This window comes from Pseudomonas sp. T1.Ur (genome assembly GCF_023516725.1).
Lineage (GTDB): Bacteria > Pseudomonadota > Gammaproteobacteria > Pseudomonadales > Pseudomonadaceae > Aquipseudomonas > Aquipseudomonas alvandae.
This window is the reverse complement of sequence record NZ_JAMGSN010000001.1, coordinates 3,477,183-3,503,400: the sequence shown is the minus strand read 5'-3', so window position 1 is coordinate 3,503,400 and position 26,218 is coordinate 3,477,183. Positions and strand designations below refer to the sequence as shown.

22 protein-coding genes are annotated in these 26,218 nt (G+C 61.5%); 12 read left to right on the top strand and 10 right to left on the bottom strand.

Annotated elements, in window-relative coordinates:
- Positions 1 to 174: 174 nt before the first annotated feature.
- The 3 genes from M8Q45_RS15480 (at position 175) to M8Q45_RS15470 (ending at position 2,815) form a co-directional block, all read left to right on the top strand.
- Complete coding sequence (locus M8Q45_RS15480) at positions 175 to 882, top strand: TetR/AcrR family transcriptional regulator (protein WP_249875466.1); 708 nt, start codon at positions 175 to 177, stop codon at positions 880 to 882.
- A gap of 170 nt (positions 883 to 1,052) precedes the next feature.
- Positions 1,053 to 2,063, top strand: coding sequence for a beta-N-acetylhexosaminidase (gene nagZ, locus M8Q45_RS15475; protein WP_249875465.1), 1,011 nt, complete (start codon positions 1,053 to 1,055; stop codon positions 2,061 to 2,063).
- Positions 2,064 to 2,074: 11 nt separating this feature from the next.
- Positions 2,075 to 2,815: an S-methyl-5'-thioinosine phosphorylase gene (locus tag M8Q45_RS15470; RefSeq protein ID WP_249875464.1), complete on the top strand. Its 741-nt coding sequence runs from the start codon at positions 2,075 to 2,077 to the stop codon at positions 2,813 to 2,815.
- A 133-nt stretch (positions 2,816 to 2,948) separates the two neighbouring features.
- Here M8Q45_RS15470 and M8Q45_RS15465 read toward each other — a convergent pair whose 3' ends face one another.
- Genes M8Q45_RS15465 through mfd form a run of 3 tightly spaced genes read right to left on the bottom strand, consistent with a single transcriptional unit; the run spans position 2,949 to position 9,680 of the window.
- Positions 2,949 to 5,642, bottom strand: a complete 2,694-nt coding sequence (locus M8Q45_RS15465; protein WP_249875463.1) for a DEAD/DEAH box helicase — start codon at positions 5,640 to 5,642, stop codon at positions 2,949 to 2,951.
- Positions 5,643 to 5,653: 11 nt separating this feature from the next.
- On the bottom strand, positions 5,654 to 6,220 hold the full coding sequence (locus tag M8Q45_RS15460) for a CsiV family protein (RefSeq protein ID WP_249875462.1): 567 nt from the start codon (positions 6,218 to 6,220) through the stop codon (positions 5,654 to 5,656).
- A gap of 10 nt (positions 6,221 to 6,230) precedes the next feature.
- On the bottom strand, positions 6,231 to 9,680 hold the full coding sequence (gene mfd / locus M8Q45_RS15455; RefSeq protein WP_249875461.1) for a transcription-repair coupling factor: 3,450 nt from the start codon (positions 9,678 to 9,680) through the stop codon (positions 6,231 to 6,233).
- A 168-nt stretch (positions 9,681 to 9,848) separates the two neighbouring features.
- On the opposite strand from mfd, the gene M8Q45_RS15450 reads away from it, so the two are divergent.
- Positions 9,849 to 11,312 (top strand): glyceraldehyde-3-phosphate dehydrogenase, encoded by a 1,464-nt coding sequence (locus M8Q45_RS15450; protein WP_181286902.1) that lies wholly within the window; start codon positions 9,849 to 9,851, stop codon positions 11,310 to 11,312.
- A gap of 170 nt (positions 11,313 to 11,482) precedes the next feature.
- On the opposite strand, the gene M8Q45_RS15445 is transcribed toward M8Q45_RS15450, so the two are convergent.
- Positions 11,483 to 12,781: an MFS transporter gene (locus M8Q45_RS15445; protein ID WP_249875460.1), complete on the bottom strand. Its 1,299-nt coding sequence runs from the start codon at positions 12,779 to 12,781 to the stop codon at positions 11,483 to 11,485.
- A 161-nt stretch (positions 12,782 to 12,942) separates the two neighbouring features.
- Here M8Q45_RS15445 and M8Q45_RS15440 point away from each other — a divergent pair, with 161 nt between their 5' ends.
- Together M8Q45_RS15440 and sthA are read left to right on the top strand one after the other, a co-directional pair.
- The gene (locus M8Q45_RS15440) at positions 12,943 to 13,929 is read left to right on the top strand and encodes an FAD:protein FMN transferase (protein ID WP_249877338.1); all 987 of its coding nucleotides are present in this window, start codon (positions 12,943 to 12,945) and stop codon (positions 13,927 to 13,929) included.
- A 312-nt stretch (positions 13,930 to 14,241) separates the two neighbouring features.
- The gene (gene sthA / locus M8Q45_RS15435; protein WP_003183399.1) at positions 14,242 to 15,636 is read left to right on the top strand and encodes a Si-specific NAD(P)(+) transhydrogenase; all 1,395 of its coding nucleotides are present in this window, start codon (positions 14,242 to 14,244) and stop codon (positions 15,634 to 15,636) included.
- 42 nt (positions 15,637 to 15,678) lie between these two features.
- Here sthA and M8Q45_RS15430 read toward each other — a convergent pair whose 3' ends face one another.
- Both M8Q45_RS15430 and M8Q45_RS15425 read right to left on the bottom strand, forming a co-directional pair.
- The gene (locus M8Q45_RS15430) at positions 15,679 to 16,401 is read right to left on the bottom strand and encodes a glycerophosphodiester phosphodiesterase (protein WP_249875459.1); all 723 of its coding nucleotides are present in this window, start codon (positions 16,399 to 16,401) and stop codon (positions 15,679 to 15,681) included.
- Positions 16,398 to 16,994, bottom strand: coding sequence for a PilZ domain-containing protein (locus M8Q45_RS15425; RefSeq protein WP_249875458.1), 597 nt, complete (start codon positions 16,992 to 16,994; stop codon positions 16,398 to 16,400). Before M8Q45_RS15425 ends, M8Q45_RS15430 begins: the two co-directional genes overlap by 4 nt.
- A gap of 94 nt (positions 16,995 to 17,088) precedes the next feature.
- On the opposite strand from M8Q45_RS15425, the gene M8Q45_RS15420 reads away from it, so the two are divergent.
- The 3 genes from M8Q45_RS15420 (at position 17,089) to M8Q45_RS15410 (ending at position 20,338) form a co-directional block, all read left to right on the top strand.
- Positions 17,089 to 18,339: a lipoprotein-releasing ABC transporter permease subunit gene (locus M8Q45_RS15420; protein ID WP_249875457.1), complete on the top strand. Its 1,251-nt coding sequence runs from the start codon at positions 17,089 to 17,091 to the stop codon at positions 18,337 to 18,339.
- Positions 18,332 to 19,030, top strand: coding sequence for a lipoprotein-releasing ABC transporter ATP-binding protein LolD (gene lolD, locus M8Q45_RS15415; protein WP_502940321.1), 699 nt, complete (start codon positions 18,332 to 18,334; stop codon positions 19,028 to 19,030). The genes M8Q45_RS15420 and lolD overlap by 8 nt, the downstream gene beginning before the upstream one ends.
- 63 nt (positions 19,031 to 19,093) lie before the next feature.
- The gene (locus M8Q45_RS15410; protein WP_030139967.1) at positions 19,094 to 20,338 is read left to right on the top strand and encodes a lipoprotein-releasing ABC transporter permease subunit; all 1,245 of its coding nucleotides are present in this window, start codon (positions 19,094 to 19,096) and stop codon (positions 20,336 to 20,338) included.
- Positions 20,339 to 20,496: 158 nt separating this feature from the next.
- On the opposite strand, the gene M8Q45_RS15405 is transcribed toward M8Q45_RS15410, so the two are convergent.
- Positions 20,497 to 21,846 (bottom strand): heavy metal sensor histidine kinase, encoded by a 1,350-nt coding sequence (locus tag M8Q45_RS15405; protein WP_249875455.1) that lies wholly within the window; start codon positions 21,844 to 21,846, stop codon positions 20,497 to 20,499.
- A complete protein-coding gene (locus tag M8Q45_RS15400; protein WP_030139969.1) occupies positions 21,843 to 22,523 on the bottom strand; it encodes a heavy metal response regulator transcription factor in 681 nt (226 codons plus the stop codon). Before M8Q45_RS15400 ends, M8Q45_RS15405 begins: the two co-directional genes overlap by 4 nt.
- Positions 22,524 to 22,680: 157 nt before the next feature.
- Here M8Q45_RS15400 and copI point away from each other — a divergent pair, with 157 nt between their 5' ends.
- Both copI and queF read left to right on the top strand, forming a co-directional pair.
- Entirely contained in the window at positions 22,681 to 23,205 is a 525-nt protein-coding gene (gene copI / locus M8Q45_RS15395) for a copper-resistant cuproprotein CopI (RefSeq protein ID WP_249875454.1), read from the top strand.
- 60 nt (positions 23,206 to 23,265) lie between these two features.
- A complete protein-coding gene (gene queF / locus M8Q45_RS15390) occupies positions 23,266 to 24,096 on the top strand; it encodes an NADPH-dependent 7-cyano-7-deazaguanine reductase QueF (RefSeq protein ID WP_249875453.1) in 831 nt (276 codons plus the stop codon).
- Positions 24,097 to 24,268: 172 nt separating this feature from the next.
- On the opposite strand, the gene M8Q45_RS15385 is transcribed toward queF, so the two are convergent.
- Both M8Q45_RS15385 and pcrP read right to left on the bottom strand, forming a co-directional pair.
- Positions 24,269 to 24,532: a DUF4404 family protein gene (locus tag M8Q45_RS15385; protein ID WP_249875452.1), complete on the bottom strand. Its 264-nt coding sequence runs from the start codon at positions 24,530 to 24,532 to the stop codon at positions 24,269 to 24,271.
- Between the two features lie 109 nt (positions 24,533 to 24,641).
- Positions 24,642 to 25,262 carry an HAD superfamily inactivated hydrolase PcrP gene (gene pcrP / locus M8Q45_RS15380; protein ID WP_249875451.1) on the bottom strand — a complete coding sequence of 207 codons (621 nt, stop codon included), beginning with the start codon at positions 25,260 to 25,262 and terminating at the stop codon, positions 24,642 to 24,644.
- A 200-nt stretch (positions 25,263 to 25,462) separates the two neighbouring features.
- On the opposite strand from pcrP, the gene M8Q45_RS15375 reads away from it, so the two are divergent.
- Complete coding sequence (locus M8Q45_RS15375) at positions 25,463 to 26,152, top strand: MlaA family lipoprotein (RefSeq protein ID WP_030139974.1); 690 nt, start codon at positions 25,463 to 25,465, stop codon at positions 26,150 to 26,152.
- Positions 26,153 to 26,218 lie beyond the last annotated feature (66 nt).

Below are 26,218 nucleotides of genomic sequence, written 5' to 3'. Positions count from 1 at the left end.
CCTTTTTCAGCAGGCCGCCAGACGGTTGGCTCAACCGCTCGGACAGGCATGGCTACAGCCTGTGCAAGGTGTGGTTAAATAGCTGACCGGTCGTTCGCAAAACGTCCCGGCAGACTTGACAACGCGAAGGCTGAAACGTATGTTTCAAACAAGTGTTTGTCAGGCGGAGTAGCCATGGCCCAGTCGGAAACCGTTGAACGCATTCTCGATGCTGCCGAGCAGTTGTTCGCGGAAAAAGGTTTCGCTGAAACCTCTTTGCGTCTGATTACCAGCAAGGCCGGGGTAAACCTGGCGGCGGTCAATTATCACTTCGGCTCGAAAAAAGCCCTGATCCAGGCCGTTTTCTCACGTTTCCTCGGCCCGTTCTGCCTGAGTCTCGACCGCGAGCTGGAGCGACGCCAGGCCAAGCCTGACGTCAAGCCAACCCTGGAAGAACTGCTTGAAATCCTGGTCGAACAGGCGCTCGTGGTTCAGCCACGCAGCGGCAACGACCTGTCTATTTTCATGCGCCTGCTGGGCTTGGCCTTCAGCCAGAGCCAGGGCCACCTGCGACGTTACCTGGAAGACATGTACGGCAAGGTGTTCCGCCGCTACATGCTGCTGGTCAATGAGGCTGCGCCGCGCATACCACCCATCGAGTTGTTCTGGCGCGTGCATTTCATGCTCGGTGCGGCGGCGTTCAGCATGTCCGGCATCAAGGCGCTGAGAGCCATCGCGGAAACCGACTTCGGTGTGAACACGTCGATCGAGCAAGTGATGCGCCTGATGGTGCCTTTCCTGGCCGCCGGCATGCGTGCCGAAAGCGGCGTCACCGACGAGGCAATGGCGGTGGCGCAACTGCGTCCGCGCAGCAAGTCGGCCCCGGCGCTCGCCAAGGCATAGCGGACGGGTGGGCGTGGCTGGCCACATCCGCTAAGCTAGCCGCCCATGCCGATACTCCTTTCAAGTTCGTTTCAATTTTCATCGCCGCTGCGCGAATTGCCGGGCATGCAGCCTGGCGGTGTCGTCGTGCAGGCGTCGCCGTGGGCGCCCATCGTTATTAAGGAATTGCTATGACCGCTGGCCTGCAAGGCTCGTTGATGGTCGACGTCGCCGGTACCTGGCTGACGGCCGAGGATCGCCATCTGTTGCGTCAACCCGAAGTGGGTGGCTTGATCATTTTTGCTCGTAACATCGAACACCCGCGCCAAGTGCGCGAGCTGAGCGCGGCGATCCGCGCCATCCGCCCCGACCTGTTGCTGGCGGTTGACCAGGAAGGCGGGCGAGTCCAGCGGCTGCGCCAGGGTTTCGTGCGCTTGCCGGCAATGCGGGCCATTGCCGACAACCCGAACGCTGAATACCTCGCCGAACAATGCGGCTGGATCATGGCGACCGAAGTGCTGGCGGTCGGTCTCGATTTGAGTTTCGCCCCGGTGCTGGACCTCGATTACCAGCGCAGTGCGGTGGTCGGCAGTCGCTCCTTTGAAGGTGATCCCGAGCGCGCCGCATTGCTGGCCGGAGCCTTCGTTCGCGGGATGAACGCGGCGGGGATGGCAGCCACTGGCAAGCATTTTCCAGGGCACGGCTGGGCCGAGGCGGATTCCCATGTGGCCATCCCAACTGATGAGCGCAGCCTTGAGCAGATCCGCGCCAACGACTTGGTACCCTTTGCCAAGCTGAGCAAGCAGCTTGCTGCCGTGATGCCGGCCCACGTCATTTACCCTCAGGTGGACGCCAGCCCGGCCGGGTTTTCCCGACGTTGGCTGCAGGACATCCTGCGCGGTGAGTTGCAGTTCGATGGGGTGATCTTCAGTGATGACCTTTCCATGGCTGGCGCCCACGTGGTTGGCGATGCTGCCAGCCGCATCGAGGCCGCGCTGACGGCCGGTTGCGACATGGGCCTGGTCTGCAACGACCGCACGGCCGCCGAGCTGGCCTTGAGCGCGGCCCAGCGTTTGAAGGTCAAGCCGTCGGCGCGGATTGCCCGCATGCGTGGCCAGGCCTTTGCCAATACCGAGTACCGCCAGGATCCACGTTGGTTGACAGCCATCGGTGCGTTGAAAACCGCCCAATTGATTGATTAAGGACGTTTTGAATGACCGTTTACGCAATTATCGGCGGCACCGGCCTGACCCAGCTGGAAGGCTTGACCATCCGCCAGTCCCTCGCGGTAGAGACGCCCTACGGCGCACCATCGGCCGACGTGCAGATTGGCGAATACGCCGGACGTGAGGTGCTGTTCCTCGCCCGTCATGGCCATCCTCACCGTTTTCCGCCGCACCAGGTGAACTACCGCGCCAACCTCTGGGCCCTGAAGCAGGCCGGGGCCGAGGCCATTCTCGCGGTCAACGCGGTGGGCGGGATCCACGCCGCGATGGGCACCGGGCATTTTTGCGTGCCCCATCAGTTGATCGATTACACCAGCGGTCGCCAGCACACCTATTTCGCCGATGACCTGGAGGCGGTGACTCATATTGACTTCAGCTATCCCTACACTGAATCGCTGCGCCAGCAATTGATTGCAGCGCTCGCTGCCGAAGGTTGCGGCCATAGCAGCCACGGCGTCTACGCCTGTACCCAGGGGCCGCGCCTGGAAACCGTGGCCGAAATCGCCCGCCTGGAACGCGACGGCTGCGATATCGTCGGTATGACCGGCATGCCGGAGGCGGCACTGGCGCGCGAGCTGGACTTGGACTACGCCTGTCTGGCGCTGGTCGTGAATCCGGCGGCGGGCAAGTCCACTGCTGTGATCACCATGGCTGAGATCGAGCAGGCTTTGCATGACGGAATGGGCAAAGTGAAGTCGACCTTGGCGCGGGTGTTGATGGCGGGCTAGAACAGTCCGGGGAATATTTGGGGGGGAGCGAGCCTGCTCGCGAAGGTGGCGGCTCAGCGTGCGAAAAGGTTGAAGGTGGCAGCCTGTTCGCGAGCAGGCTCGCTCCCACCCATCCCAGCCCGTCCAGTGTGGCTCAGCGTTTCTCCAGCTTGTCCGGCAGGGGGGCGAATAGCGCCTCGATGTCTTCGTTCTGCAATTTCCAATCTCCCGCCACGCGTCCGTCCAGCACGCCAGCCGCCAGGTCGGACTTTTCTTTCTGCAGCAGTTGGATCTTTTCCTCCACCGTCCCGCGGGCGATCAGTTTATAAACGAACACCGGTTTCTCCTGGCCGATGCGATAGGCGCGGTCGGTGGCCTGGTTTTCGGTGGCGGGGTTCCACCACGGATCGTAGTGAATCACCGTGTCGGCTTCTGTCAGGTTCAAGCCTACGCCACCGGCTTTCAGACTGATCAGAAAGATCTGACGCTTGCCACTCTGGAATTCCTTCACCGGCGTGCGACGGTCCCTGGTCTGGCCGGTCAGGATGGCGTATTCCACGCCGCGCTTTTTCAGTTCTTCTTCGATCAGCGCCAGCATCGAGGTGAACTGTGAAAACAGCAGTACCCGCCGGCCTTCTTCAAACAATTCCTCGAGCATTTCCATCAGGCTGTCGAGCTTGCCCGAGCTGCTGCCTCGGGTCGGCAGGGCGGCATCGCTGATCAGGCGCAGGTCGCAGCACACCTGGCGCAGCTTCAACAGTGCCTCGAGGATGATGATCTGGCTGCGCGCCACACCTTTGCGGGTGATCTCGTCGCGCACTTTCTTGTCCATGGCCAGGCGCATCGTCTCGTAGACGTCCCGCTGGGCGTCGCTGAGTTCGACCCAATGGATGATTTCGGTCTTGGGCGGCAGTTCGGTCGCCACTTGTTCCTTGGTGCGGCGCAGCAGGAACGGTTTTATCCGACCGTTAAGGTGTTGCAGTCGTACGTCGCTGCCGCGTTTTTCGATCGGTACGCGGTAGTCGCGGTTGAAGGTTTTGATGTCGCCGAGCCAGCCCGGCAGCAGGAAATGAAACAACGACCAGAGTTCACCCAGGTGATTCTCCAATGGTGTTCCGGACAGGCACAACCGTTGCCGGGCATCCAGTTCCCGGGCGGCCTGGGCGGCTTTACTGGTGGGGTTCTTGATGTACTGGGCTTCGTCGAGGATCAGCACGTGCAGCGGCTGTGCCTTGAGGCGTTCGACATCCTTGGGCAGCAGCGCATAAGTGGTCAGGATCAGGTCGTAGTCGGCCAGGCGCTCGAAGTGTTTCTTGCGCCCGGCACCGTACAGGGCCAGCACCTTGAGCTGCGGAGTGAAATGCGATGCTTCATCGAGCCAATTGGGAATCAGGCTCGTCGGCATCACCACCATGCATGGGCGGTCGAGGCGGCCGGCGTGTTTTTCGCTGAGAATGTGCGCCAAGGTCTGTAGGGTTTTACCCAGGCCCATGTCGTCCGCCAGGATGCCGCCCACCTCCAACTGCCGTAGCGACTGCATCCAGCTCAGGCCTTCGAGCTGGTAGGGTCGCAACGTTGCGTTCAAACCCTTCGGTGCGGTGGTGGTGTAATCCTTGATGTCGCGAAGGCGTTGGGCGAGGCTGCGTATGTGCTCGCCACCTTCCCAGCGCAGCGGCATGTCCTGCAACGGGTTCAGGCGCAGGGCGTCGGCGCTGTTGAGTCGCAGCTTGGTGGTGCCGGGCTCTTGCAGGTAGAACTCGCCGAGGGTCGCCAGCACCGGCTTCAATCGCCCGTAGGGCAGGGCCACTTGCTGTGGGCCGAATTCCGAGTTGGGCCGGTGCGGCAAGTTGACCAGGATGAGTTCGTCATCGCGGCGCCTGGCCAGGCGTTCCGGGTTGAACAGCTCGATGTGCGAGCGCATCAGGTTCAACAGGATTGGCAACAGGCTCAAACGCTCGCCGTTGACGATAATGCCCAGTTCCAGGTCGAACCAGTCCCGCTCCGACGTTTCCTCTACGGTGGCGTACCACTCGTCCACCGCCGTCAGGTCGAAGCCGAAATCTTCATCGATCTGCAATTCCCAGCCTTGGGTGCGCAGTTTCGGCAGGTCATTGAGGGTAAAGGTCAGCCAGGCACTGTCGTTGACCATTTCGTACAGTTCGCCCGCGCTCTCCGGCAAGGCTTTGCTTTGTCGGGTTGCGATTTTGAAACCGAGGATTCGCAGTTGTTCGCGGTAGGACTGTTCCACATCGGTGTGGCGTTTTATCCGCAGCGCCTGGGTTTCCTGACGAATCAGTACGTCGGTGTTGCGCTGGCCGCTGACGTATTCATCCAGGTAGCTGAACGACAGGGCGGCGCGATGCTGGATGTAGCGCTGCATCTTGCCGTTGCGCGGCTCGAAGGCGCTGAATTCGATGCTAGCCAGCCATAGGCGTGGCACCGGTTGCACGTTGTCCACCAAGACTTGCGGCGGGGCCTTGGGGCTGCGGTTGTCCAGCACTGCCTGGAGTTTTTCCAGCATCTGGGCGTCTTTTTCAGCGGCAGGGTAGGCCAGGGTTTCCTGGACTTGCAGCAGCACCGCCGCGCAATGCTTGCAATTGATGCGCACCGGACAGGAGCACGCCGCTTCAAGCAGGATCAATGTGCCCTTGGCTGATTCCTTGAGGCGAATGGTCTGACGATAAACGCTGCCACCGGAGCCTTCGCAACTGGCGCTGATGGTGCTGTCGCCGGCCTCGACGATCCTGACGCGGTTTTCCAGCGCGTATCGGCGCCCACGCTCCAGGCTTTGTTCCTTGAATCGATTGACCCAGGAGGGTGCCAGCGGTTTGCTCAGGGGCGAGGGCATAGGCGCGCCGATCAGTCCGGAATGACGTCAGGTGCCTGCCGTGGCGCAGGCGCGGTCAGGGAGGTGATCTTGATCAGCAAGCCAAGGTGGCCGTTGTCGAGGAAATTCAACTGGCCATTCTTGGTGTGACTCTGTTGCTTCAAGCGTTCGCTGGCGGTGACCAGGCCATTGGCGTCGATCTGGTTGATCCAGAAGTCGGCGTCCACGTCGGTGAAGCGGCCGAGTTTCAGTTCCAGGGTCCCCTCGATGGGAAACTGGCCAAACTGCTCGGCGCCGTCGCTGACGGCAATCTTGCTGCCTTGTTCGCCCAGGTTCTGTTGCCAGGCCTTGTGCATCAGCACGGTGTACTGGCCGCTGGCGTTGAGTTTTTCGACGATATTGCCCATGGCCGGTGTACGCAGGCTGTCTGCGCCCAGGCGCCGGGCACCGGCGTCCCAGTCTTCCGGCGCGGCGCGGCTGATAATGGTCGGCTCGGCATTCTGCCGGACCAGGATCATCTCCACCTGATACAGATCGTCGGCCAACGCCAGAGGAGCAACCAGGGTCATCAACAACATCAAGGAGTGAAACAGGCGCATTGGGCGTCCTTCAAGCAGTGGTCGGAGTGAGGCGCTCGAACAGCGCCTCTACGGTATTGAAACGCTCTTCCGGGCGTTCCATGGGCACCATGAACTTGAACATCGTGGCGCCTTCGAACTTGTAGCGTTTGGGCTGGCCCTGGATCAGCTTGATCAGCACCAGTGGATCGACCGGGGTCTGGGCTTCGAACTCGATACGGCCGCCGTTGGGCCCGCCATCGACTTTCTTGATGCCCAGTTGCTCGGCCTTGAGCTTGAGCAACGTGGTGCGCACCAGGTTCTTGGTCGGTTCCGGCAGCAGGCCGAAGCGGTCGATCATTTCCACCTGCAGATCTTTCAGGCCTTCCTCGTCAGTGGCCGAGGCGATGCGTTTGTAAAGGATCAGGCGGGCATGGACATCCGGCAGGTAATCCTCGGGGATCAGCGCCGGCACCCGCAGGTTGATCTCCGGCCCGCCGCCCAGGGGCTGGTCGAGGTTCGGTTGTTCGCCCTTGCGGATCGACTTGACCGCCCGTTCGAGCATTTCCATGTACAGCGTGAAGCCGACGGCCTGGATCTGGCCGCTCTGGCCGTCGCCGAGCAACTCGCCGGCGCCACGGATTTCCAGGTCGTTGGTGGCCAGGACGAAACCGGCGCCCAGGTCCTGGGTGTTGGCAATGGCTTCCAGGCGCTTCTCCGCGTCCGGGGTAATCTGCTGGCGCGGCGGCGTCAACAGGTAGGCGTAGGCCTGGTGGTGGCTGCGTCCGACCCGGCCGCGCAACTGGTGCAACTGGGCCAGGCCGAACTTGTCGGCGCGTTCGATGATGATGGTGTTGGCGCTCGGCACGTCGATGCCGGTCTCGATGATGGTCGAGGCGATCAGCACGTTGAAGCGCTTGTGGTAGAAGTCGCTCATCACCTGCTCGAGCTCGCGCTCGCGCATCTGTCCGTGGCCGATGCCGATGCGCGCTTCTGGCACCAGCTCTGCCAGGTCGGCAGCGCATTTCTCGATGGTCTTCACGTCGTTGTGCAGGTAATAGACCTGGCCACCGCGCAGCAATTCACGCAGCAGGGCTTCCTTGACCGTGCTCTTGTTCTGTTCCATGACGAACGTGCGCACCGACAGGCGACGCGCCGGCGGCGTGGCGATGATCGACAGGTCGCGCATGCCCGACACCGCCATGTTCAACGTGCGCGGGATCGGCGTGGCGGTCAGGGTCAGGATGTCGACTTCGCTGCGCAGGGCCTTGAGTTGTTCTTTCTGGCGCACGCCAAAACGGTGTTCTTCATCGATGATCACCAGTCCCAGGTTCTTGATCTTCACATCGTCTTGCAGCAGCTTGTGCGTGCCGATGACGATGTCGATCTTGCCTTCGGCCAGGTCGGCGACGGCGGCGTTCACTTCCTTGGTGGACTTGAAGCGGCTCATCACTTCCACGGTCACTGGCCAGTCGGCAAAGCGGTCGCGGAAACTGTTGTAGTGCTGCTGGGCGAGCAGGGTGGTCGGCACCAGGATCGCCACCTGCTTGCCGCCGTGCACGGCAATGAACGCGGCGCGCATCGCCACTTCGGTCTTGCCGAAGCCCACGTCGCCACAGACCAATCGGTCCATGGGCTTGGGCGCGAGCATGTCGGTGCGTACGGCTTCGATGGTGGTCTGCTGGTCGACGGTTTCTTCGAACGGGAATCCGGCGCTGAAGGTTTCGTAGTCGGCTTTCGGGTCGGCGAATGCATAGCCTTCGCGCGCGGCACGGCGGGCATAGATGTCCAGCAACTCGGCCGCCACGTCGCGCACCTGTTCGGCGGCCTTGCGCTTGGCCTTCTGCCAGGTTTCCGAGCCCAGGCGATGGAGCGGTGCCAGGGCGTCGTCGCTGCCGGTGTAGCGGGCGATCAGGTGCAGGTTCGCCACGGGCACGTAGAGCTTGGCGCCCTCGGCATATTCCAGGGTGAGGAATTCGGCGGCCTGGTTTTCGATCTCCAGGGTCGCCAGGCCCAGGTAGCGGCCCACACCGTGGTCGATATGCACCACCGGCGCGCCTTCACGCAGTTCGGTGAGGTTCTTGATGACCGCGTCGTTGGCGGCGTCGGCGCGCTTCTCGCGGCGGCGACGCTGCATGACACGCTGGCCGAATAGCGGGCTCTCTGCCACCAGGGCAAGGGCGGGATCGTCAAGGACCAGGCCGTCGTTAAGCGGTGCGATGGTGATCGCCAGGCGATCCTTGCCCGCAACAAAATCCGGCCAGCTGTCGACGGTCTTCGGGCGCAGCTTCAGCCGTTCAAGCAGTTCCAGCAACACTTCGCGGCGGCCCGCGGACTCCGCGGTAAACAGCACGCGACCAGGGAATCCGTCGAGGAAACCGGCCAGGGCCGCCAGCGGTTGCGTGGCCTTGGCTTCGATCGCCAGGTCCGGCAAAGGCTTGGCGGGGAAGCGTTCCCGGCCAACGCCGGTTTCCACGTCCTGCTGGCTCGCCACCACGCGCGGCCAGCTCTTGAGGCGGGCAAAGCAGTCTTCCACCGGCAGGAACAACTCGGCGGGCGGCAATAAAGGACGGGACGGATCGACGCGACGCTCTTCGTAGCGATTGCGCACATCGTTCCAGAAGTTTTCCGCCGCCTGTTCGATGCCCGGCAGGGAGAATACCTGGGTGTCCTGGGGCAGGTAATCGAACAGCGTGGAGGTTTCTTCGAAGAACAACGGCAGGTAATACTCGATGCCGGCCGGGGTGATTCCGCTGCTCAGGTCCTGGAAGATCGGGCAACGGCGGAAATCCACGTCGAAACGTTCGCGAAAGCGTGCCTTGAACCGGGTGACCGCGTCTTTTTGCAGCGGGAATTCCTTGGCCGGCAGCAGGCGGATCGACTGGACCTTGTCGATGGAGCGTTGGTTTTCCGGGTCGAAGGTGCGCAGGGTCTCGATTTCGTCATCGAACAGATCGATGCGATACGGCAGTTTGCTGCCCATCGGGAACAAGTCGATCAAGGCCCCGCGCACCGTGAACTCGCCGTGCTCGTACACGGTGTCGACGTAGCGGTAGCCACTGGCCTCAAGTCGGGTGCGCATTTGCTCGACGTCAAGCTTCTGGCCGATGTCCAGCACCAAGCTGCTGCCCAGCAGAAATTGGGTCGGCGCCAGGCGATGTAGGGCTGTGGTGATCGGCACTACCAAAACGCCATGACTGAGCTCCGGCAGCCGATAAAGGCTGGCGATGCGCTGGGAAATGATGTCCTGGTGCGGCGAAAAAAGGTCGTAGGGCAGGGTTTCCCAGTCCGGGAAATGCAACACCGGCAAATCCGGGGCGAAGAAACCCAGTTCCTGCTCGAGCCGCTCGGCACTCTGGCTGTCGGCGGTCAATAACAGGGTGAAGCGCTTTGCAGCGCTGGCGGCCTCGGCGATAGCCAGGCTCAGGGCGGCACCGGGCAGGTTGCCCCAGTGCTGTTTACCTGCCGCGGCAGGGAGAAGCGGAAGACGCAGAACGGGCACGGAAGGTTGAGCTCCAGCGTTGCGACAAAGTCGACAATTGTAGCGGCTGAAGGGCCCGGCTGTCAGTCGCGGACTACGCTGCTAGAACGCAAAACCACGGCGCGACGGGCGCGCATTGCTCCGGCGAGGACTCGGCGGCATAATGTAGCCCCTTTTTTCAGCCCCTACATGTGGAAGGTTACCGTGACTCAGAAGCCCGACCAGTGTCTTGGTGAATGGATTGATCGTGAAGCACTCGCAGAAGCGATGATCCCTCTCATCGGTCAGCTCTACCGCAATAACAACGTGGTGAGCTCGATCTATGGCCGCAGCCTGATCAACCAGTCTGTCATCGCGATCCTCAAGGCCCACCGCTTTGCTCGCCACCGCTCTTCCGACGACAGCGAACTCTCCGTCCACGAAACATTCCCTCTGCTCAAGGCCATGAGCGAGCTCAAGCTCGGCGCGGCCTCGGTGGACCTGGGCAAGCTGGCGTTCAAGTTCCGCAACGAAGCCAATGGCCGTAGCGCCGAGCAGTTCGTGCGTGAAGAAATGGCCGATGTGGTTGGCCAGCAAAACGTTTCGGCTCGCAAAGGCACCGACGTCGTGCTGTACGGCTTTGGCCGTATCGGCCGCCTGCTGGCGCGCATCCTCATCGAAAAAACCGGTGGTGGCGACGGCCTGCGCCTGCGCGCCATCGTCGTGCGCAAAGGCGCCGAGAACGACCTGACCAAGCGCGCCAGCCTGCTGCGTCGCGATTCGGTCCATGGTTCGTTCAACGGCACCATCACCATCGATGAAGAAAACAACACCATCACCGCCAACGGCAACCTGATCCAGGTGATCTACGCGAAGAACCCGACCGAGGTGGACTACACCCAGTACGGCATCAAGAACGCATTGCTGGTGGACAACACCGGTGTATGGCGTGACGCCGACGGCCTGGGCCAGCACCTGACCTGCCCGGGTATCGATCGCGTTGTCCTGACCGCGCCTGGCAAGGGCAAGCTGAAGAACATCGTCCACGGCATCAACCACGGCGACATCACCGCCGACGACAAGATCGTTTCCGCAGCGTCCTGCACCACCAACGCCATCGTGCCGGTGCTCAAGGCGGTGAATGACAAGTTCGGCATCATCAACGGTCACGTTGAAACCGTTCACTCGTACACCAACGACCAGAACCTGATCGACAACTTCCACAAGGGCGATCGCCGTGGCCGTAGCGCCGCGCTGAACATGGTCATCACCGAGACCGGTGCCGCCACTGCGGCTGCCAAGGCCCTGCCTGAGCTGGCTGGCAAGCTGACCGGTAACGCGATCCGTGTCCCGACGCCGAACGTGTCAATGGCCATTCTCAACCTCAACCTTGAGAAAGCCGCCACCCGTGAAGAGATGAACGAGTACCTGCGCTACATGGCGCTGCACTCCGATCTGCATAAGCAAATCGACTTCGTCAATTCGCAGGAAGTGGTGTCCACCGACTTCGTGGGCTCGCGCCACGCCGGTGTTGTCGACGCTGAAGCGACCATCGTCCAGGATAACCGCGTTGTCCTGTACGTCTGGTACGACAACGAGTTCGGCTATAGCTGCCAAGTGGTTCGCGTGATGGAAGACATGGCAGATGTGAATCCGCCTGCGTTCCCGCGCTAAGCCTTAGCTGCAAATGAAAGCGCCCCGACCTGTCGGGGCGTTTTCTTGTCTGGGGTTTGTGGTGTCTGGGCCGGCCCCTTCGCGAGCAGGCTCGCTCCCACAGTTTTCGTCCGGGATATATCCGGTGGGAGCGAGCTTGCTCCGGGCGGCGATCCGACGAAAGCAATCTGTCAGGCGCCACCGACTACAGAGGCCTGCGCCGTCCGCAGTTCATGCCGATTGCCCTTGAACAGCACCAGGGTCGCAATCAACCCCAGTACCGCCGCGCCACTGAGCCAGATTCCCGGTGCGGCCTTGTTGTCGAGCACATGGATCAGGTAGGTGCAGGCCGCCGGGGTAAACCCGCCGAACGTTGCTGTCGCCAGGCTGTACGCCAGGGAGAAACCGGTGGTGCGCACCTCGACCGGCATGATTTCCGTCAAGGCCACGACCATTGCGCCGTTGTACGATCCATACAGGAACGACAGCCACAGCTCGACAACCAGCAAATGGCTGAAGCTCGGGTTCGCCACCAGCCAGGACAGTGCCGGATAGGCGGTCAGGATTGCGAGGACAGTCGCACCGAGCAGCAGGGGTTTGCGGCCGATCTTGTCGGAAAACGCCCCCATCACGGGCAACCAGAAGAAATTCGACAAGCCGATACATACGGTGACCAGCAAGGCATCCAAATCCGACAGATTCAACTCGGCCTTGCCGAAAGTCGGTGTGTAGGCGGTGATCAGGTAGAACGACACCGTGGTCATGACCACCAGCGCCATGCCGGCCACGACGATGCCGAAGTTCTGACCGATGGAGCGGACAATTTCCGACAAGCTGGGACGATGTTTTCGCGCTTGGAACTCAGGCGTTTCTTCCAGGGAGCGACGGATCATGAAGATCGCCGGGACGATCATGCAACCTACCAGGAACGGCACGCGCCAGCCCCAGTCACCCATCTCCTGGGGGCTCAGCCAGTGATTGAGGCCAACGCCCAGCAGGCCGGCAAACACCACCGCGGCCTGTTGGCTGGCCGACTGCCAACTGACAAAGAAACCCTTGCGCCCCGGCGTGGAGATTTCCGCCAGGTACACCGACACTCCGCCCAGTTCCACGCCAGCGGAAAAACCTTGCAGCAGTCGGCCCAGCAGCACCAGCAACGGTGCTGCCACGCCGAGGACGGCATAGCCCGGTACGCAGGCTATCAGTATGGTGCCCATGGCCATCAGCGCCAGGGTGATGATCAGGCCTTTGCGACGGCCGTGGCGGTCGATGTAGGCGCCGAGGAAAATCGCGCCCAGCGGACGCATCAGGAACCCCGCGCCGAACGTGGCCAGGGACAGCATCAGCGAGGCGAAGGCGCTGTCGGTCGGGAAGAATGTCTTGGCGATGGCCGTGGCGTAGAAGCCGTAGACCATGAAGTCGAACATCTCGAGGAAGTTGCCGCTGACGACGCGGAAAATTGCCTTGCCGTTGCTCGTGTTGGAAGACATGGGTAGGTACTCACTTTCACATTTTGTTGGAAACGCAGAACCTGTGGGAGCGAGCAAGCTCGCTCCCACGGGTTTTTTGCGCGCGTCTGTAGCCCATAATGGCCGGCGCGGTTTTGAGGGGAGATGAAGATTTGTTAACTGGACGATGGGCAGGGCTTGTGATGCTGGCCGGCGTGTTATCCGCCTGTGGCGACGGCGATACCCTGGAGCGCTTCGACGGCCCGACCATGGGCAGCCGCTATTCCATCCAGTACGTCAGGCATGTCGTCACACCCGGTCCGAAAGTGGTGCAGGGCGAAGTGGAAAAGATCCTCGCCGAAGTGGATCGGCAACTGTCCACCTACCGCAGAGACTCGGACATCGAGCGTTTCAATACGCTGCCTGCCGACAGTTGCCAGATCATGCCGGGCCCGGTTCTCGAGCTGATTCGTGCGGGCGAGCAGCTGTCCTTGCAAAGCGACGGTGCCTTCGACCTGACGGTTGAGCCATTATTGAACCTGTGGGGATTCGGTCCGCAATCCCGGGAAGAGAAGGTGCCAAGCGCCGCGGTCCTGGCCGAGGTGCGCCAGCGCGTGGGGCATGGGCATCTGCGCATTGAGGGCGACCGGTTGTGCAAGGACGCCGCGGTGGAGGTCGATTTCAACAGCATCGCGGCCGGTTACGCCGTCGACCGCATCGCCGCCAGGCTCCAGGCTTTGGGCATCGACAGCTATCTGGCCGAGGCCACCGGTGAACTCAAGGCCGTCGGGCACAAGCCGGATGGCTCGCCCTGGCGTATCGCCCTTGAAGAGCCAAGGGACGATCGACAAGTGGCCGAGCGGGTCATCGAGGTCAACGGCTACGGGGTTTCAACGTCGGGCGATTACCAGAAATATTTCGAGCAGGGCGGCAAGCGTTATTCCCACACCTTCGATGCGCGCACCGGCGCACCGGTCCTACACAACCTGGCGTCAGTCACGGTAATTCATCCTTCAGCGATGATGGCCGATGGACTATCGACGCTGTTGCTGATTCTGGGTCCTGAAGAGGCGTGGGACTATGCCCAGGAACACGGCATCGGGGTATTTTTCGTGTTGCGGGACAATGACCGTTTCGTCGTTCGCACCAGCGATGCGTTTGAACGGATGGTGGGCGAAAAAACCCAATAGATAGTCCAGCAAAGAACCCGTGGCGAGGGAGCTTGCTCCCGCTGGGCTGCGTAGCGGCCCCTTTTGTGAGCGCTTCGCACTCAAGCGGGAGCAAGCTCCCTCGCCACGATGATTCAGGTAGATTTTCAGTATGCAATGAGAACGCCCCCTAGCCTACGACGCGACCAAGGGGTAATGTGCGCGGCGTTGACGCTTCTATAGACTGTGGCCGGGCTCGTGAACCGGCCCCAAATTGTTCCTTCATGCCGCCGGCCGGCATGATTTAGCCGTCGGTGCCAAGCGTGGCATCGCGGCCTGTTCTGAGGAGTACGCATGGCTGTCTACAACTACGACGTGGTAGTACTGGGTTCCGGCCCTGCCGGGGAAGGCGCGGCAATGAACGCGGCCAAGGCAGGGCGCAAAGTGGCGATGGTCGACAGCCGTCGGCAGGTCGGCGGCAACTGCACCCACCTGGGCACCATCCCGTCCAAGGCTTTGCGTCACTCGGTCCGGCAGATCATGCAGTTCAACACCAACCCGATGTTCCGGGCCATCGGCGAGCCGCGCTGGTTCTCCTTCCCGGACGTGCTCAAGAGCGCCGAGAAGGTCATCTCCAAGCAAGTGGCCTCGCGTACCGGCTACTACGCTCGCAACCGCGTGGATGTGTTCTTTGGCACCGGCAGCTTCGCCGACGAGCAGACCGTCGAAGTGGTCTGCGGCAATGGCGTGGTCGAGAAACTGGTGGCCAAGCACATCATCATCGCCACCGGTTCGCGCCCGTATCGTCCGGCCGACATCGATTTCAACCATGCGCGTATCTACGATAGCGACACCATCCTGAGCCTGGGCCACACCCCGCGTAAGCTCATCGTCTACGGTGCCGGCGTGATCGGTTGCGAATACGCCTCGATCTTCAGCGGCCTGGGCGTGCTGGTGGAACTGGTGGACAACCGCGGCCAGTTGCTGAGCTTCCTGGACTCGGAAATTTCCCAGGCCCTGAGCTATCACTTCAGCAACAACAACATCACCGTGCGCCACAACGAAGACTACGACCGCGTGGAAGGCGTCGACAACGGCGTGATCCTGCACCTCAAGTCCGGCAAGAAGATCAAGGCCGACGCCTTGCTCTGGTGCAACGGTCGTACCGGCAACACCGACACCCTGGGCCTGGAAAACATCGGCGTGAAGGTCAACAGCCGTGGCCAGATCGAAGTCGACGAGAACTACCGCACCTGCGTGCCGAACATCTACGGTGCCGGAGACGTGATTGGCTGGCCGAGCCTGGCCAGCGCCGCCCACGACCAGGGCCGTTCGGCCGCCGGCAGCATTGTCGACAACGGCAGCTGGCGCTTTGTCAACGACGTGCCGACCGGCATCTACACCATTCCGGAGATCAGCTCGATCGGCAAGAACGAGCAGGAACTGACCCAGGCCAAGGTGCCTTACGAAGTGGGCAAGGCCTTCTTCAAGAGCATGGCCCGTGCGCAGATCGCCGGTGAGCCGCAAGGCATGCTGAAGATCCTCTTCCACCGCGAGACGCTGGAAGTACTGGGCGTGCACTGCTTCGGCTACCAGGCTTCGGAAATCGTGCACATCGGCCAGGCGATCATGAACCAGCCGGGCGAACTGAACACGCTGAAATACTTCGTCAACACCACGTTCAACTACCCGACCATGGCCGAAGCCTATCGGGTAGCCGCCTACGACGGCCTCAACCGGCTTTTTTGAGCGGCTCCGGCCGGTGGCCTGAGCCGGCCGGGGAGACCGATTTCAGCAATTCTCGAGGGTGGCAGTGGCCAAACCGGGAAAGTCTGTAATCAGGCTGTCAGCGCCAAAGTCGGCGAGCCTGCGCATGAGCGCGGGCTCGTTGACCGTCCACACCGACACATGCAGGCCTTGGCGCTGCGCCTTGATCAGGCGCTCTGGCGTGCACAGGGTCCAGTTCAGCGCCAGGATCTCGCAGCCATAGCTCTGGGCGACCTTCAACGGGTCGAGCCAGGCGTATTCGGCTACCAGTCCACGGGAAATGTCCGGGGTCAATTCCAGGGCTGCCTTGAGCACTTCCCGGGAGCTGGAGGTGATGGTGATCTTGTCCAGCAGCCCGAAGCGTTGGGCCATTTCACGGATGCCCAGCACGGTCGCGGCGGCGCGAGTGCGTGATGCGCTTTTCACCTCGAGCTGCCAGTGCTCGAAATCACATTTTTCGAACAGCTCTTCCAGGCGCGGAATCGGGCACGGCTTGATCCAGCCCGGGCCACCCTTGCGCGCATCGTAGGTCACCAGTTCGGCGGCGGTGTGTTCGACCACCTTGCCCCGGCGATCCGTGGTGCGCTTGAGGGTCGGGTCGTGGATCACCATCAACTCGCCGTCCATGGACAAGTGCAAGTCCAGCTCGCAACGGCGTACGCCGTGCTTGAGGCATTCCTGGAAACCGGTGAGGGTGTTTTCCGGTGCTTCGCCCTTGGCGCCGCGGTGGCCATAGATGAGGGTCACGGTTCTTCCTTATTGATGCCAGATTCGTTCAGTTCCCGCGCCAGGCGCCGTTCCTGCGCCTGTTTCTGCAGGATGTAGCGGGCCAACAATTGACGCTGGGCGTCGGTCGGGTGTTCAAACTCGGTGCCTACGTCGTAGCCGCCGCCCTTCGGATCGCAATGGGTGACGCGGGCGCGCAGCAGCAATCCCAAGGCCTGGGGCATCAACACCAGCTTGACCGACAGGTGCGCCCCGACGGCGATGGGGGTGGGGTATTGGAAGTCGATGCCGCCTTCGGAAATGATCACCGGCTGGGGGTCGCCGATTTCGCCGAGCACGGTCACGGCGATGACCTGGCTGAGCAGGTCGATGCGCTTGTTCATGGCCTTGAGGTACGCCGCGATGCTGCGTTCGCGCTCGCTGATCTGGCGCAACAGGTGCTGTGACTCGAATTCGCTCAGGTGCAGTTCGCTGAGCAGATTGAACAATGGGGACTCATCCTGCAACACTTCCTGGCTAGCAGCTTCAGGAATGGACAGGGGCCGAATTTCCAGTGCGATCGTGTCCTCGATACGGTAGTATTCGCGGCGATCTTCTTCATCTAATGTCGACATGGCGAACCCATGGTAGCGGCGGTGGTCTGAGTGTAAAGCTGGTTTGTGACCCCCGCCACAAGGACGTTCCTTTTCCCTCCGAACAAGCCCCGACATGTTCAGACCTCTCTTCGTATTCATCGGCACGCGTTATACCCGTGCAAAGCGTCGCAATCATTTCGTATCGTTCATTTCCCTGACGTCCATCATCGGATTGGCCCTTGGCGTGGTCGTGATGATCGTCGTGCTGTCGGTGATGAACGGCTTCGACCATGAAATGCGCACCCGCGTGCTGGGCATGGTGCCCCACGCGACCCTCGAATCCGGCGAAGCCATCAGCGACTGGCCGAGCCTGGCCGCCAAGGTCAAGCAGAACCCGCAGGTGCTGGCCGTCGCGCCGTTCACCCAGATGCAAGGGCTGCTGACCAACGACGGCAAGGTCTCCAAGGTCTTGCTCAACGGCATCGACCCCGCGCTGGAACGGCAAGTGTCGATCATCGACAACTTCATGACGCAGGGTCGACTCGACGACCTGGCGCCCGGCGGCTTTGGCATCGTGATTGGCGACAAGGCCGCGGCCAAGCTCGGCGTGGCCATCGGCGACAAGCTGACCTTCGTCGCGCCTGAGGTCACCGTCACGCCGGGCGGCATGTTCCCGCGCATGAAACGCTTTACCGTGGTCGGCATTTTCCATGTCGGCGCTGGCGAGCTCGACGGCTACCTCGGCGTGACCAATCTCCAGGATCTCGCCCGCCTGCACCGCTGGAAACCGGACCAGGTCCAGGGCCTGCGGTTGAAATTCGACGACCTGTTCCAGGCGCCGCGTGTGGCCTGGAACATCGCCCAGCAGCTTGGCGAAGACCGTTATTACGCCCGCGACTGGACGCGCACCCACGGCAACCTGTACCAGGCGATCCGCATGGAAAAAGCCATGATCGGCCTGCTGCTGTTGCTGATCGTCGCCGTGGCGGCGTTCAACATCATTTCCACCCTGGTGATGGTGGTGAACGACAAGAAGGGCGACATCGCCATCCTGCGCACCCTCGGCGCCACGCCGGGGCAGATCATGCGGATCTTCATGGTCCAGGGCACGGTCATTGGCGTGATCGGCACGTTTGTCGGGGCCCTGGTCGGGATGTTCGCGGCGTTGAACGTCAGCGCCGCGATTGCCGGTCTCGAAACCCTGATCGGGCACAAATTCCTCAACGCCGACGTGTACTTCATCGACTACCTGCCATCGCAGTTGCAGGCCGACGATGTGTTGATGGTCTGCGGCGCCGCGTTGGTCCTGAGTTTCCTCGCCACCCTGTATCCAGCCTGGCGTGCCGCGCGCACCCAGCCTGCGGAGGCGTTACGTTATGAGTGAGTCGGGCATGAGTGAACAAGCAATCTTGAGCTGCCGCAACCTGGGCAAATCCTACGAGGAAGGGCCGGAGTCGGTGGTGGTGTTGTCGGGCCTGCAACTGGAGCTGCACCCGGGCGAGCGCGTGGCGATCGTCGGCACCTCCGGGTCGGGCAAGAGTACCTTGCTCAACCTCCTGGGCGGGCTGGACACACCGACCGCCGGCAGTGTCTGGCTGGCCGGCGAAGAACTGTCGGCGCTGAACGAGAAGGTCCGCGGCCTGCTGCGCAACCGGTCCCTGGGTTTTGTTTATCAGTTCCACCATTTGCTGCCCGAGTTCACCGCACTGGAAAACGTCTGCATGCCGCTGTTGATCGGCCGCACGGCGATTCCCGAGGCCCGTCAGCGCGCCACGGCACTGTTGGAGCGGGTAGGGTTGGGACATCGCCTGGAACACAAGCCGGCCGAACTGTCCGGTGGCGAGCGCCAGCGCGTGGCGATTGCCCGGGCCTTGGTCAACAAGCCCGGCCTGGTGATGCTCGACGAGCCAACGGGCAACCTCGATTCCCATACCGCCCAAGGTATCCAGGACTTGATGCTGGAGCTCAGCACCTCGATGCGCACGGCGTTCCTGGTGGTGACCCACGATATGAACCTGGCCCGCCAGATGGACCGCGTCCTGCATTTGCAGGAAGGTTGCCTGACGCCCATCTGACCGACCGAAACCCGGTGCCTGATGCAGGCGCCGGGTCTTTTATTTTCATACGGTGCCCAGCGAATGTTCAGACCGTTATCGATTTTCATCGGCACGCGCTATACCCGCGCCAAGCGCCGCAATCGCTTTGTTTCGTTTATCTCCATGACGTCGATGATCGGCCTCGCCCTTGGCGTATTGGCGATGATCGTGGTGTTGTCGGTGATGAACGGCTTCCAGCGTGAAATGAGTTCGCGCATCCTTGGCATGGTCCCCCACGCCACTATCGTCGGCGTAAACCCGATCGATGATTGGCAGCCGGTGGCTGCCGCCGCGCTGAAGAATCCCGAAGTCACCGCTGCCGTTCCGTTCACGGAAATGGAAGGCATGCTCAGCCATAAGGGTTCGATGCAGCCAATCCAGATCAGCGGTGTGGACCCAGCCCAGGAAGGCAAGGTCTCCATCGTTGCCCAGCACATCGTCCAAGGGCGTCTCGATGCCTTGAAGCCGGGCGAATACGGTGTGGTCATCGGCGAGATCACGGCCCGGCGTTTCCGCCTGAATGTCGGCGACAAGCTCACCTTGATCGTGCCGGAAGTCAGCACCGCGCCGGGCGGCATCACCCCGCGGATGCAGCGCCTGAACGTCGTGGGTGTGTTCAAGGTCGGTGCGGAGCTGGACGGCTCCATGGCCCTGATCCACCTGGCCGACGCCGCGCAGATGCAGCATTGGCAGCCAAACCAGGTGCAAAGTGTGCGCCTGGCGGTGAAAGACTTGTACGCGGCGCCGAAGGTCTCCGGTGACATCGCCACCGGTCTCGGCGCTAACTACAAGGCCGACGACTGGACCCACACCCAGGGCAGCCTGTTCAGCGCCATGAAAATGGAAAAGACCATGATTGGCTTGCTGCTGCTGATGATCGTCGCGGTGGCGGCGTTCAATATCATTGCCACGTTGATCATGGTGGTGAACGATAAAGGCGCGGACATCGCCATCCTGCGCACCATCGGCGCCACGCCGCGGCAGATCATGGCGATCTTCATGGTCCAGGGCACGGTGATCGGCATTGTCGGAACGTTGATCGGTGGCGTGCTGGGGGTGATCGCGGCGCTGAATGTCAGTGAGCTGGTGGGCTGGCTGGAGCGGGTCAGTGGCCAGCACATCTTCAGTTCCGACGTGTATTTCGTCAGCAACCTGCCGTCCGAGCTTCAGCGTGGCGATGTGGTGTTGATCTGTTCTGCCGGGTTCATCCTCAGCTTCCTCGCCACGGTGTACCCGGCGTGGCGTGCGGCGAAGATCGAGCCGGCGCAGGCGTTGCGGTATTCCTGAGCCTGGACAGGCTTTCGTGGCGAGGGAGCTTGCTCCCGCTGGAGTGCGCAGCGCTCCCAAAAATCCAGACGCCCCCAATCATTTGGACGGGTGAGATTTGGGGCTGCTGCGCAGCCCAGCGGGAGCAAGCTCCCTCGCCACGGGGAATGAGTACGGCCTCAATTGTTTTTGGGCAACTCAATCACAAACCGCGTCCATCCCCCAACCGATTCGCATCTGATGTCCCCACCATGGGCGCGGATGATCGAGCGGGTGATGGCCAGCCCAAGTCCTGCATGTTCGCTGCTGCCTTCCTGGCGGGCCGGGTCGGCGCGGTAGAAACGGTCGAACAGGCGTGGTAGCAAATCCGCTGGAACGCCTTCCCCGCTGTTCTCCACGCACACGCTCACGCCTTGACCCACATCGACAATCCGCACGCGCACTTCGCCGCCACGGGGGGTGAAGCGCAGGGCGTTATCCAATAGGTTGGAAAGAGCCCTGCGTAGCATGTTGCGGTCACCCTCGATAAGGCTTTCGCCGTCGCGCCCCAGGCGTATGTTGGCGTCTTCGGCCAAGGGGGCGAAGAAGTCCAGCAACATGTCCACTTCCTCGGCCAATTGCAGCGGTTCGCGATGGAGCGCCAACAGGCCATGGTCTGCCTTGGCCAGGTACAGCATGTCGTTGACCAGTTGCGCCATCCACTGCAGTTCTTCGAGATTGCCGTGCAGTGCTTCGCGATAATCTTCCAGCGAACGCTCGCGGGTGAGGGTGACCTGGGTGTGGGTCAGCAAGTTGGACAGCGGCGTGCGCAGCTCATGGGCGATGTCGGCGGAGAACGCAGAGAGGCGTTGAAACGCATCGTCGAGGCGCCCGAGCATATCGTTGATGCTGCGGGCCAATTCCGCCAGTTCGACGGGCATATGCTCTTCCGGCAGCCGGGCATTGAGGGAGCGGGCCGAAACGCTGCTGGCGATCGCGCCCATGCGTCGCAAGGGGCGCAGGCTACGCCGGGCCGCCCAGGCGCCGAGCAGGGCGGTGGCCAGTGCCGAGAGGCCGACGGTCAGCCAGATCAGCCGCTGCATGCGTTGCAGGAAGTGCTGGTGATGGGTGATGTTCAGCAACAAGGTCAGTTGTGGTGAGTTGCTGCGATCGGGGTACAGCGGCGCGTTCAGCACCCGATAGTCATTGTCCGCATCGCGAAGCGTGTAGAGGCCGGGGCGTTCCGGTAGTTCGGGCGAGGCCGGGATCAGGCTGCCATGCCACTGGGTGCCGTTGCTGCCCTTGATGCGCAAGGTCAGGTCTGCCTGGCGGCTCAACTCATCGTCCAGGCGCACCTGGGGGTCATGGCCGTGGTTGTCTTGCAAGGCGCGGCGCACGCCGATCAGTTGGGTTTCGAGCAGTTGTCGGTCCAGCTCCACGAAGTGCGCCTCGCTGCCGCGGCTGAACAACACGCCCGCGAATAGCGACACGACGGCGGTGCAGGCGGCGAAGAGCAGCGCCAGCCGATTGCTCAGTGACCACCGGCTCACAGGCTGCGCTCTTCAAGGACATAGCCCATGCCGCGCACGGTGTGGATCAGCTTGTTGGGAAACTCGTCGTCGACCTTGAGCCGCAAGCGACGGATCGCCACTTCGATGACGTTGGTGTCACTGTCGAAATTCATGTCCCAGACTTGCGAGGCGATCAGTGATTTTGGCAGTACCTCACCCTGGCGCCGCAGCAGCATTTCCAGCAAGGCGAATTCCTTTGCAGTCAAATCGATGCGTCGACCGCTGCGTTCCACGCGACGGCGAATCAGGTCCAGGCGCAGGTCCGCCAGTTGCAGGCTGGTTTCCTGGGGCGTCGAGCTGCCACGGCGCAACAGGCTGCGCACCCGGGCCAGCAGTTCGGAAAAGGCAAAGGGCTTGACCAGGTAATCATCAGCGCCCAGTTCCAGCCCATGCACGCGGTCCTGTACCGCATCGCGCGCGGTCAGGAACAGCACCGGCGTGTCCAGGCCGGCCCCGCGCACGGCTTGGAGGATTTGCCAGCCATCGCGACCGGGCAGCATCACGTCGAGAATCAGCAGTGCGTATTCGTCGCTCAGGGCCAGTTGCTGGCCGGTGATGCCGTCGGCCACCAGGTCGGCGTTGAAGCCGGCTTCGCTCAAGCCCTGGCGCAGGTATTGGCCGGTTTTCAGTTGGTCTTCGACAATCAGCAGTTTCATGGGCGGCTCGAGGCGGTGTTTGTACCAGTGCGTTATACCGTGACGCATGCGCGGGTGGGCCAACCTGACAAACTTGTAATGCAAATGTCAGTCAACTGGCAGTCGCGCCTGCTTAGAGTCTTCGGCAAGTTGAACCTTCTCTTGCTGGAGTATGAACATGTTGATGATAAACCGTCTGGTCCTGGCCGCCTCTGTGCTGGCGTTGAGTGTGTCGTCCTGGGCGTCGCCGGGCCACTTTGATTTCGGCCAGCCCGCGCCGGCAGCCAAGGCCAGTCGCAGCATCGAAGTGGTGATGGGGGACATGTCATTCAATCCCAAGGCGCTGGACATCAAGGCCGGCGAGACGGTGCGGTTTGTATTGGTCAACAAAGGGCAGTTGTTGCATGAGTTCAACCTGGGCGATGCGGCGATGCATGCGGAGCACCAGCAGGAGATGCTCAAGATGCAACAAGACGGCATGTTGTCTCCAACCGGAATGCCATCGGGCATGGAACATGCCGCGATGGGTCATGGGGATAAAGGCGGGATGAGTCACGACGACCCCAACAGCGTACTGGTGCAGCCGGGCAATACCGGTGAATTGACCTGGACGTTCAGCAAGGCCACTCGCCTGGAGTTCGCCTGCAATGTGCCCGGCCATTATCAAGCCGGGATGAAAGGCGACCTGACAGTCAGTCAGTAAGCGCTCAAGGCGGTGGCAAAGGCTGGTAGAATCCGCTGATTCTTCAGTCAGGTTTCCGTCATGCATCCCGCAGCCGAACATTCGCCGCTGGGCAAATCCAGCGAATACATCGCTACGTATACCCCGTCATTGTTGTTCCCGATCCCGCGCACCGCGAAGTGGGCGGAATTGGGCCTGACGGCCGAGACCCTGCCGTACAAGGGCGTGGACTTCTGGAACTGCTTCGAACTGTCCTGGCTGTTGCCGTCCGGCAAGCCAGTGGTGGCCATCGGTGAGTTCGCCATCCCGGCGGATTCGCCGAACATCATCGAATCCAAGTCCTTCAAGCTGTACCTGAACTCGTTGAACCAGACGCCGTTCGCTGACACGGCGAGCCTGGAAGCGACCTTGCGCCAGGATCTATCGGCAGCGGCGGGCAAACCGGTGGCTGTGCGCATTCGCAGCCTCAAGGATGTAGAGAGCGAAGGCGTCGTGGCACTGCCTGGGGTTTGTATTGACGAACTGGACATCAGCGTCGACTCCTACGAGCACCCGCGCCCGGAGCTGCTGCGTTGTGATGATTCGCGCATTGTCGAGGAAAGCCTGCACAGCCATCTGCTCAAGTCCAACTGCCCGGTGACTAGCCAGCCGGACTGGGGCAGCGTGGCGGTGGAGTATCGAGGTGCGGCATTGGATCATGCCAGCCTGCTGGCCTATATCGTCAGCTTCCGCCAGCATTCGGATTTCCATGAGCAGTGCGTCGAGCGGATCTTCCTCGACCTGCAACGCTTGCTCAAACCGGAAAGATTGACTGTATACGCGCGGTATGTGCGGCGGGGTGGGTTGGACATCAATCCGTATCGCAGTACTGAAGACGTTCAACTGCCGAACCACCGCCTGGTCCGCCAATAAAGCCCTGGCTGTGGGAGCGAGCTTGCTCGCGATGAGGGCGGCACATTCAAAATCGTATTTGGGCGACAAATCGCTATCGCGAGCAAGCTCGCTTCCACAAGGGATTGTTTTTCCAAAGCGTTGACTAAAAAGCCCCGCTATCGCTAGCAGGGCTTTTGGGTGTTTGGAAGGTTCAGATTCCCATGCTGCCCAAGGTATTGACGATATTGCGCAGTGTTCCAGCAATAGTTGGATGCTCCACTTCAAAGCGCTCTACGGCCAGGTTCACCCCGTCGACCAGATTGTTGTCCTGCAGGTGATTTTCCAGTTTGATCTGGGATTCGATCTGCGCCATCAACTCATGCAGATGTTTGCGCTCTGGCTCAGACAGCGGCGGGTTCTGTTCCAATTGCTCGCGCAGTTTATTGAGCTGTTCTTGCAAGTCGCGGGCAGGCATTGGCGTACTCCCTTTATTGATAGGCACTGCCATGGACCGCGACGCTGCGTCAAAAGTCCATGGCCTGCCTTAAGAGTAATCCACACTCACGCGCCCTGCATGATCCCGGTCAGGGCTTCTCGCCTTTTTGCCTGCGCAGGCTGATGTCGGCCAGGCAGGTGTCCAGTTCGCCCAGGTGATCGATCACCGAGTGCACGCCTAGGCTGAACAATTGCACGGTCGCCTTGGCGCGCTTGATCTCCCGGTCTTGTTGGCTCAGCTCTTGCCACTCGGCCGGCGACAGGCCGCACAACGAGCCGCAGGAGGCCAATCCGATGGTCCATAATCCCGCGTTGAGCCCTGATTGCAGCAGCCTTGGCTCGCCGCTGACCAATACACAGCCGTCCAGTTGCTGGACATCCAACGCCATCAGCGCTTGCCAACAGGCATGTGGCGCTGGCCAAGGATTATTTGTTGCAGGAAGTTGCGGCGCTTTGATCGAGCCAGGCAATGTGGCGGCCAGCCGATGACTGACGGCAGGAGGCAATTCCTCGAGCCAGGCACAGGGAATATTCAGGTGCTGCAAGCGTTGCAGGCTTTCCAGAGCGCCGGGCGTCGGTTGGGCGTGATCCGTGGGCGTCGCCCCTGGCTGGCGAATGCGCGATCCGAAATCCACCAGGCATCCGCTCAGGCCGAACAGTACAGCGGTAAGACTGGGAGCGGGGAGGGGCAGGGCTTCGGCGCGTGGCATGGGAACGTCCTTGAAATAACCCGCAGCCTAACGGGTCGCGATGACAGTCTGGTGACAGGAAAATGAAGGCGGCGCGTTGTGGAGTCTTCCTACAGGCGCTTCTTTTTCGATGCTGCCTATCCGCGTGTTCCGTCTTATACTAGCGGCCTTACCGCCTGGGCTCGGCGCCCTTGCCTGATCAATCCAAGGAGTTTTTCCCTATGCGCTGGAGCCATCGTCTAGCTCAGCTGTGTCTTTCCGCCAGCGTCCTGCTGGTGCCGTTCGCCAGTCAGGCCGCCACGGAAGAAGACCCTTGGGAAAGCATCAACCGTCCCATCTTCACGTTCAACGACACCATTGATACCTACGCGCTCAAGCCGCTGGCCCAGGGTTATCAATACGTGACGCCGCAGTTCCTCGAGGACGGCATCCACAACATGTTCCGCAACATCGGCGATGTCGGCAACCTGGCCAACAACGTGCTGCAAGCCAAGCCGGCCGCCGCCGGGGTCGACACCGCTCGATTGATCTTCAACACCACTTTCGGCCTGCTGGGCTTCTTTGACGTGGGCACCCAAATGGGCCTGCAGCGCAGCGATGAGGATTTTGGCCAGACCCTGGGCTATTGGGGGTTGGGCAGCGGGCCGTACGTGATGCTGCCGTTGTTGGGGCCGAGCACCTTGCGTGATGCGCCGGCCAAGCTGGTGGACAGCTACACCACGCCTTATCCCTACATCGACAACGTTTCGGTGCGCAATTCGATCTGGGGCCTGAATATTGTCGATACCCGCGCGAGCCTGTTGTCCGCGGAAAAATTGGTGAGCGGCGACAAATACGTCTTCATTCGCAATGCCTTCCTGCAAAACCGCGAATTCAAGGTCAAGGATGGCCAGGTCGAAGACGATTTTTGATCGCGTCCCGTAGCGCACAGAAGGCGGCCCGAAAGGCCGCCTTCTGTGTATTGACGTCTTGTCTGG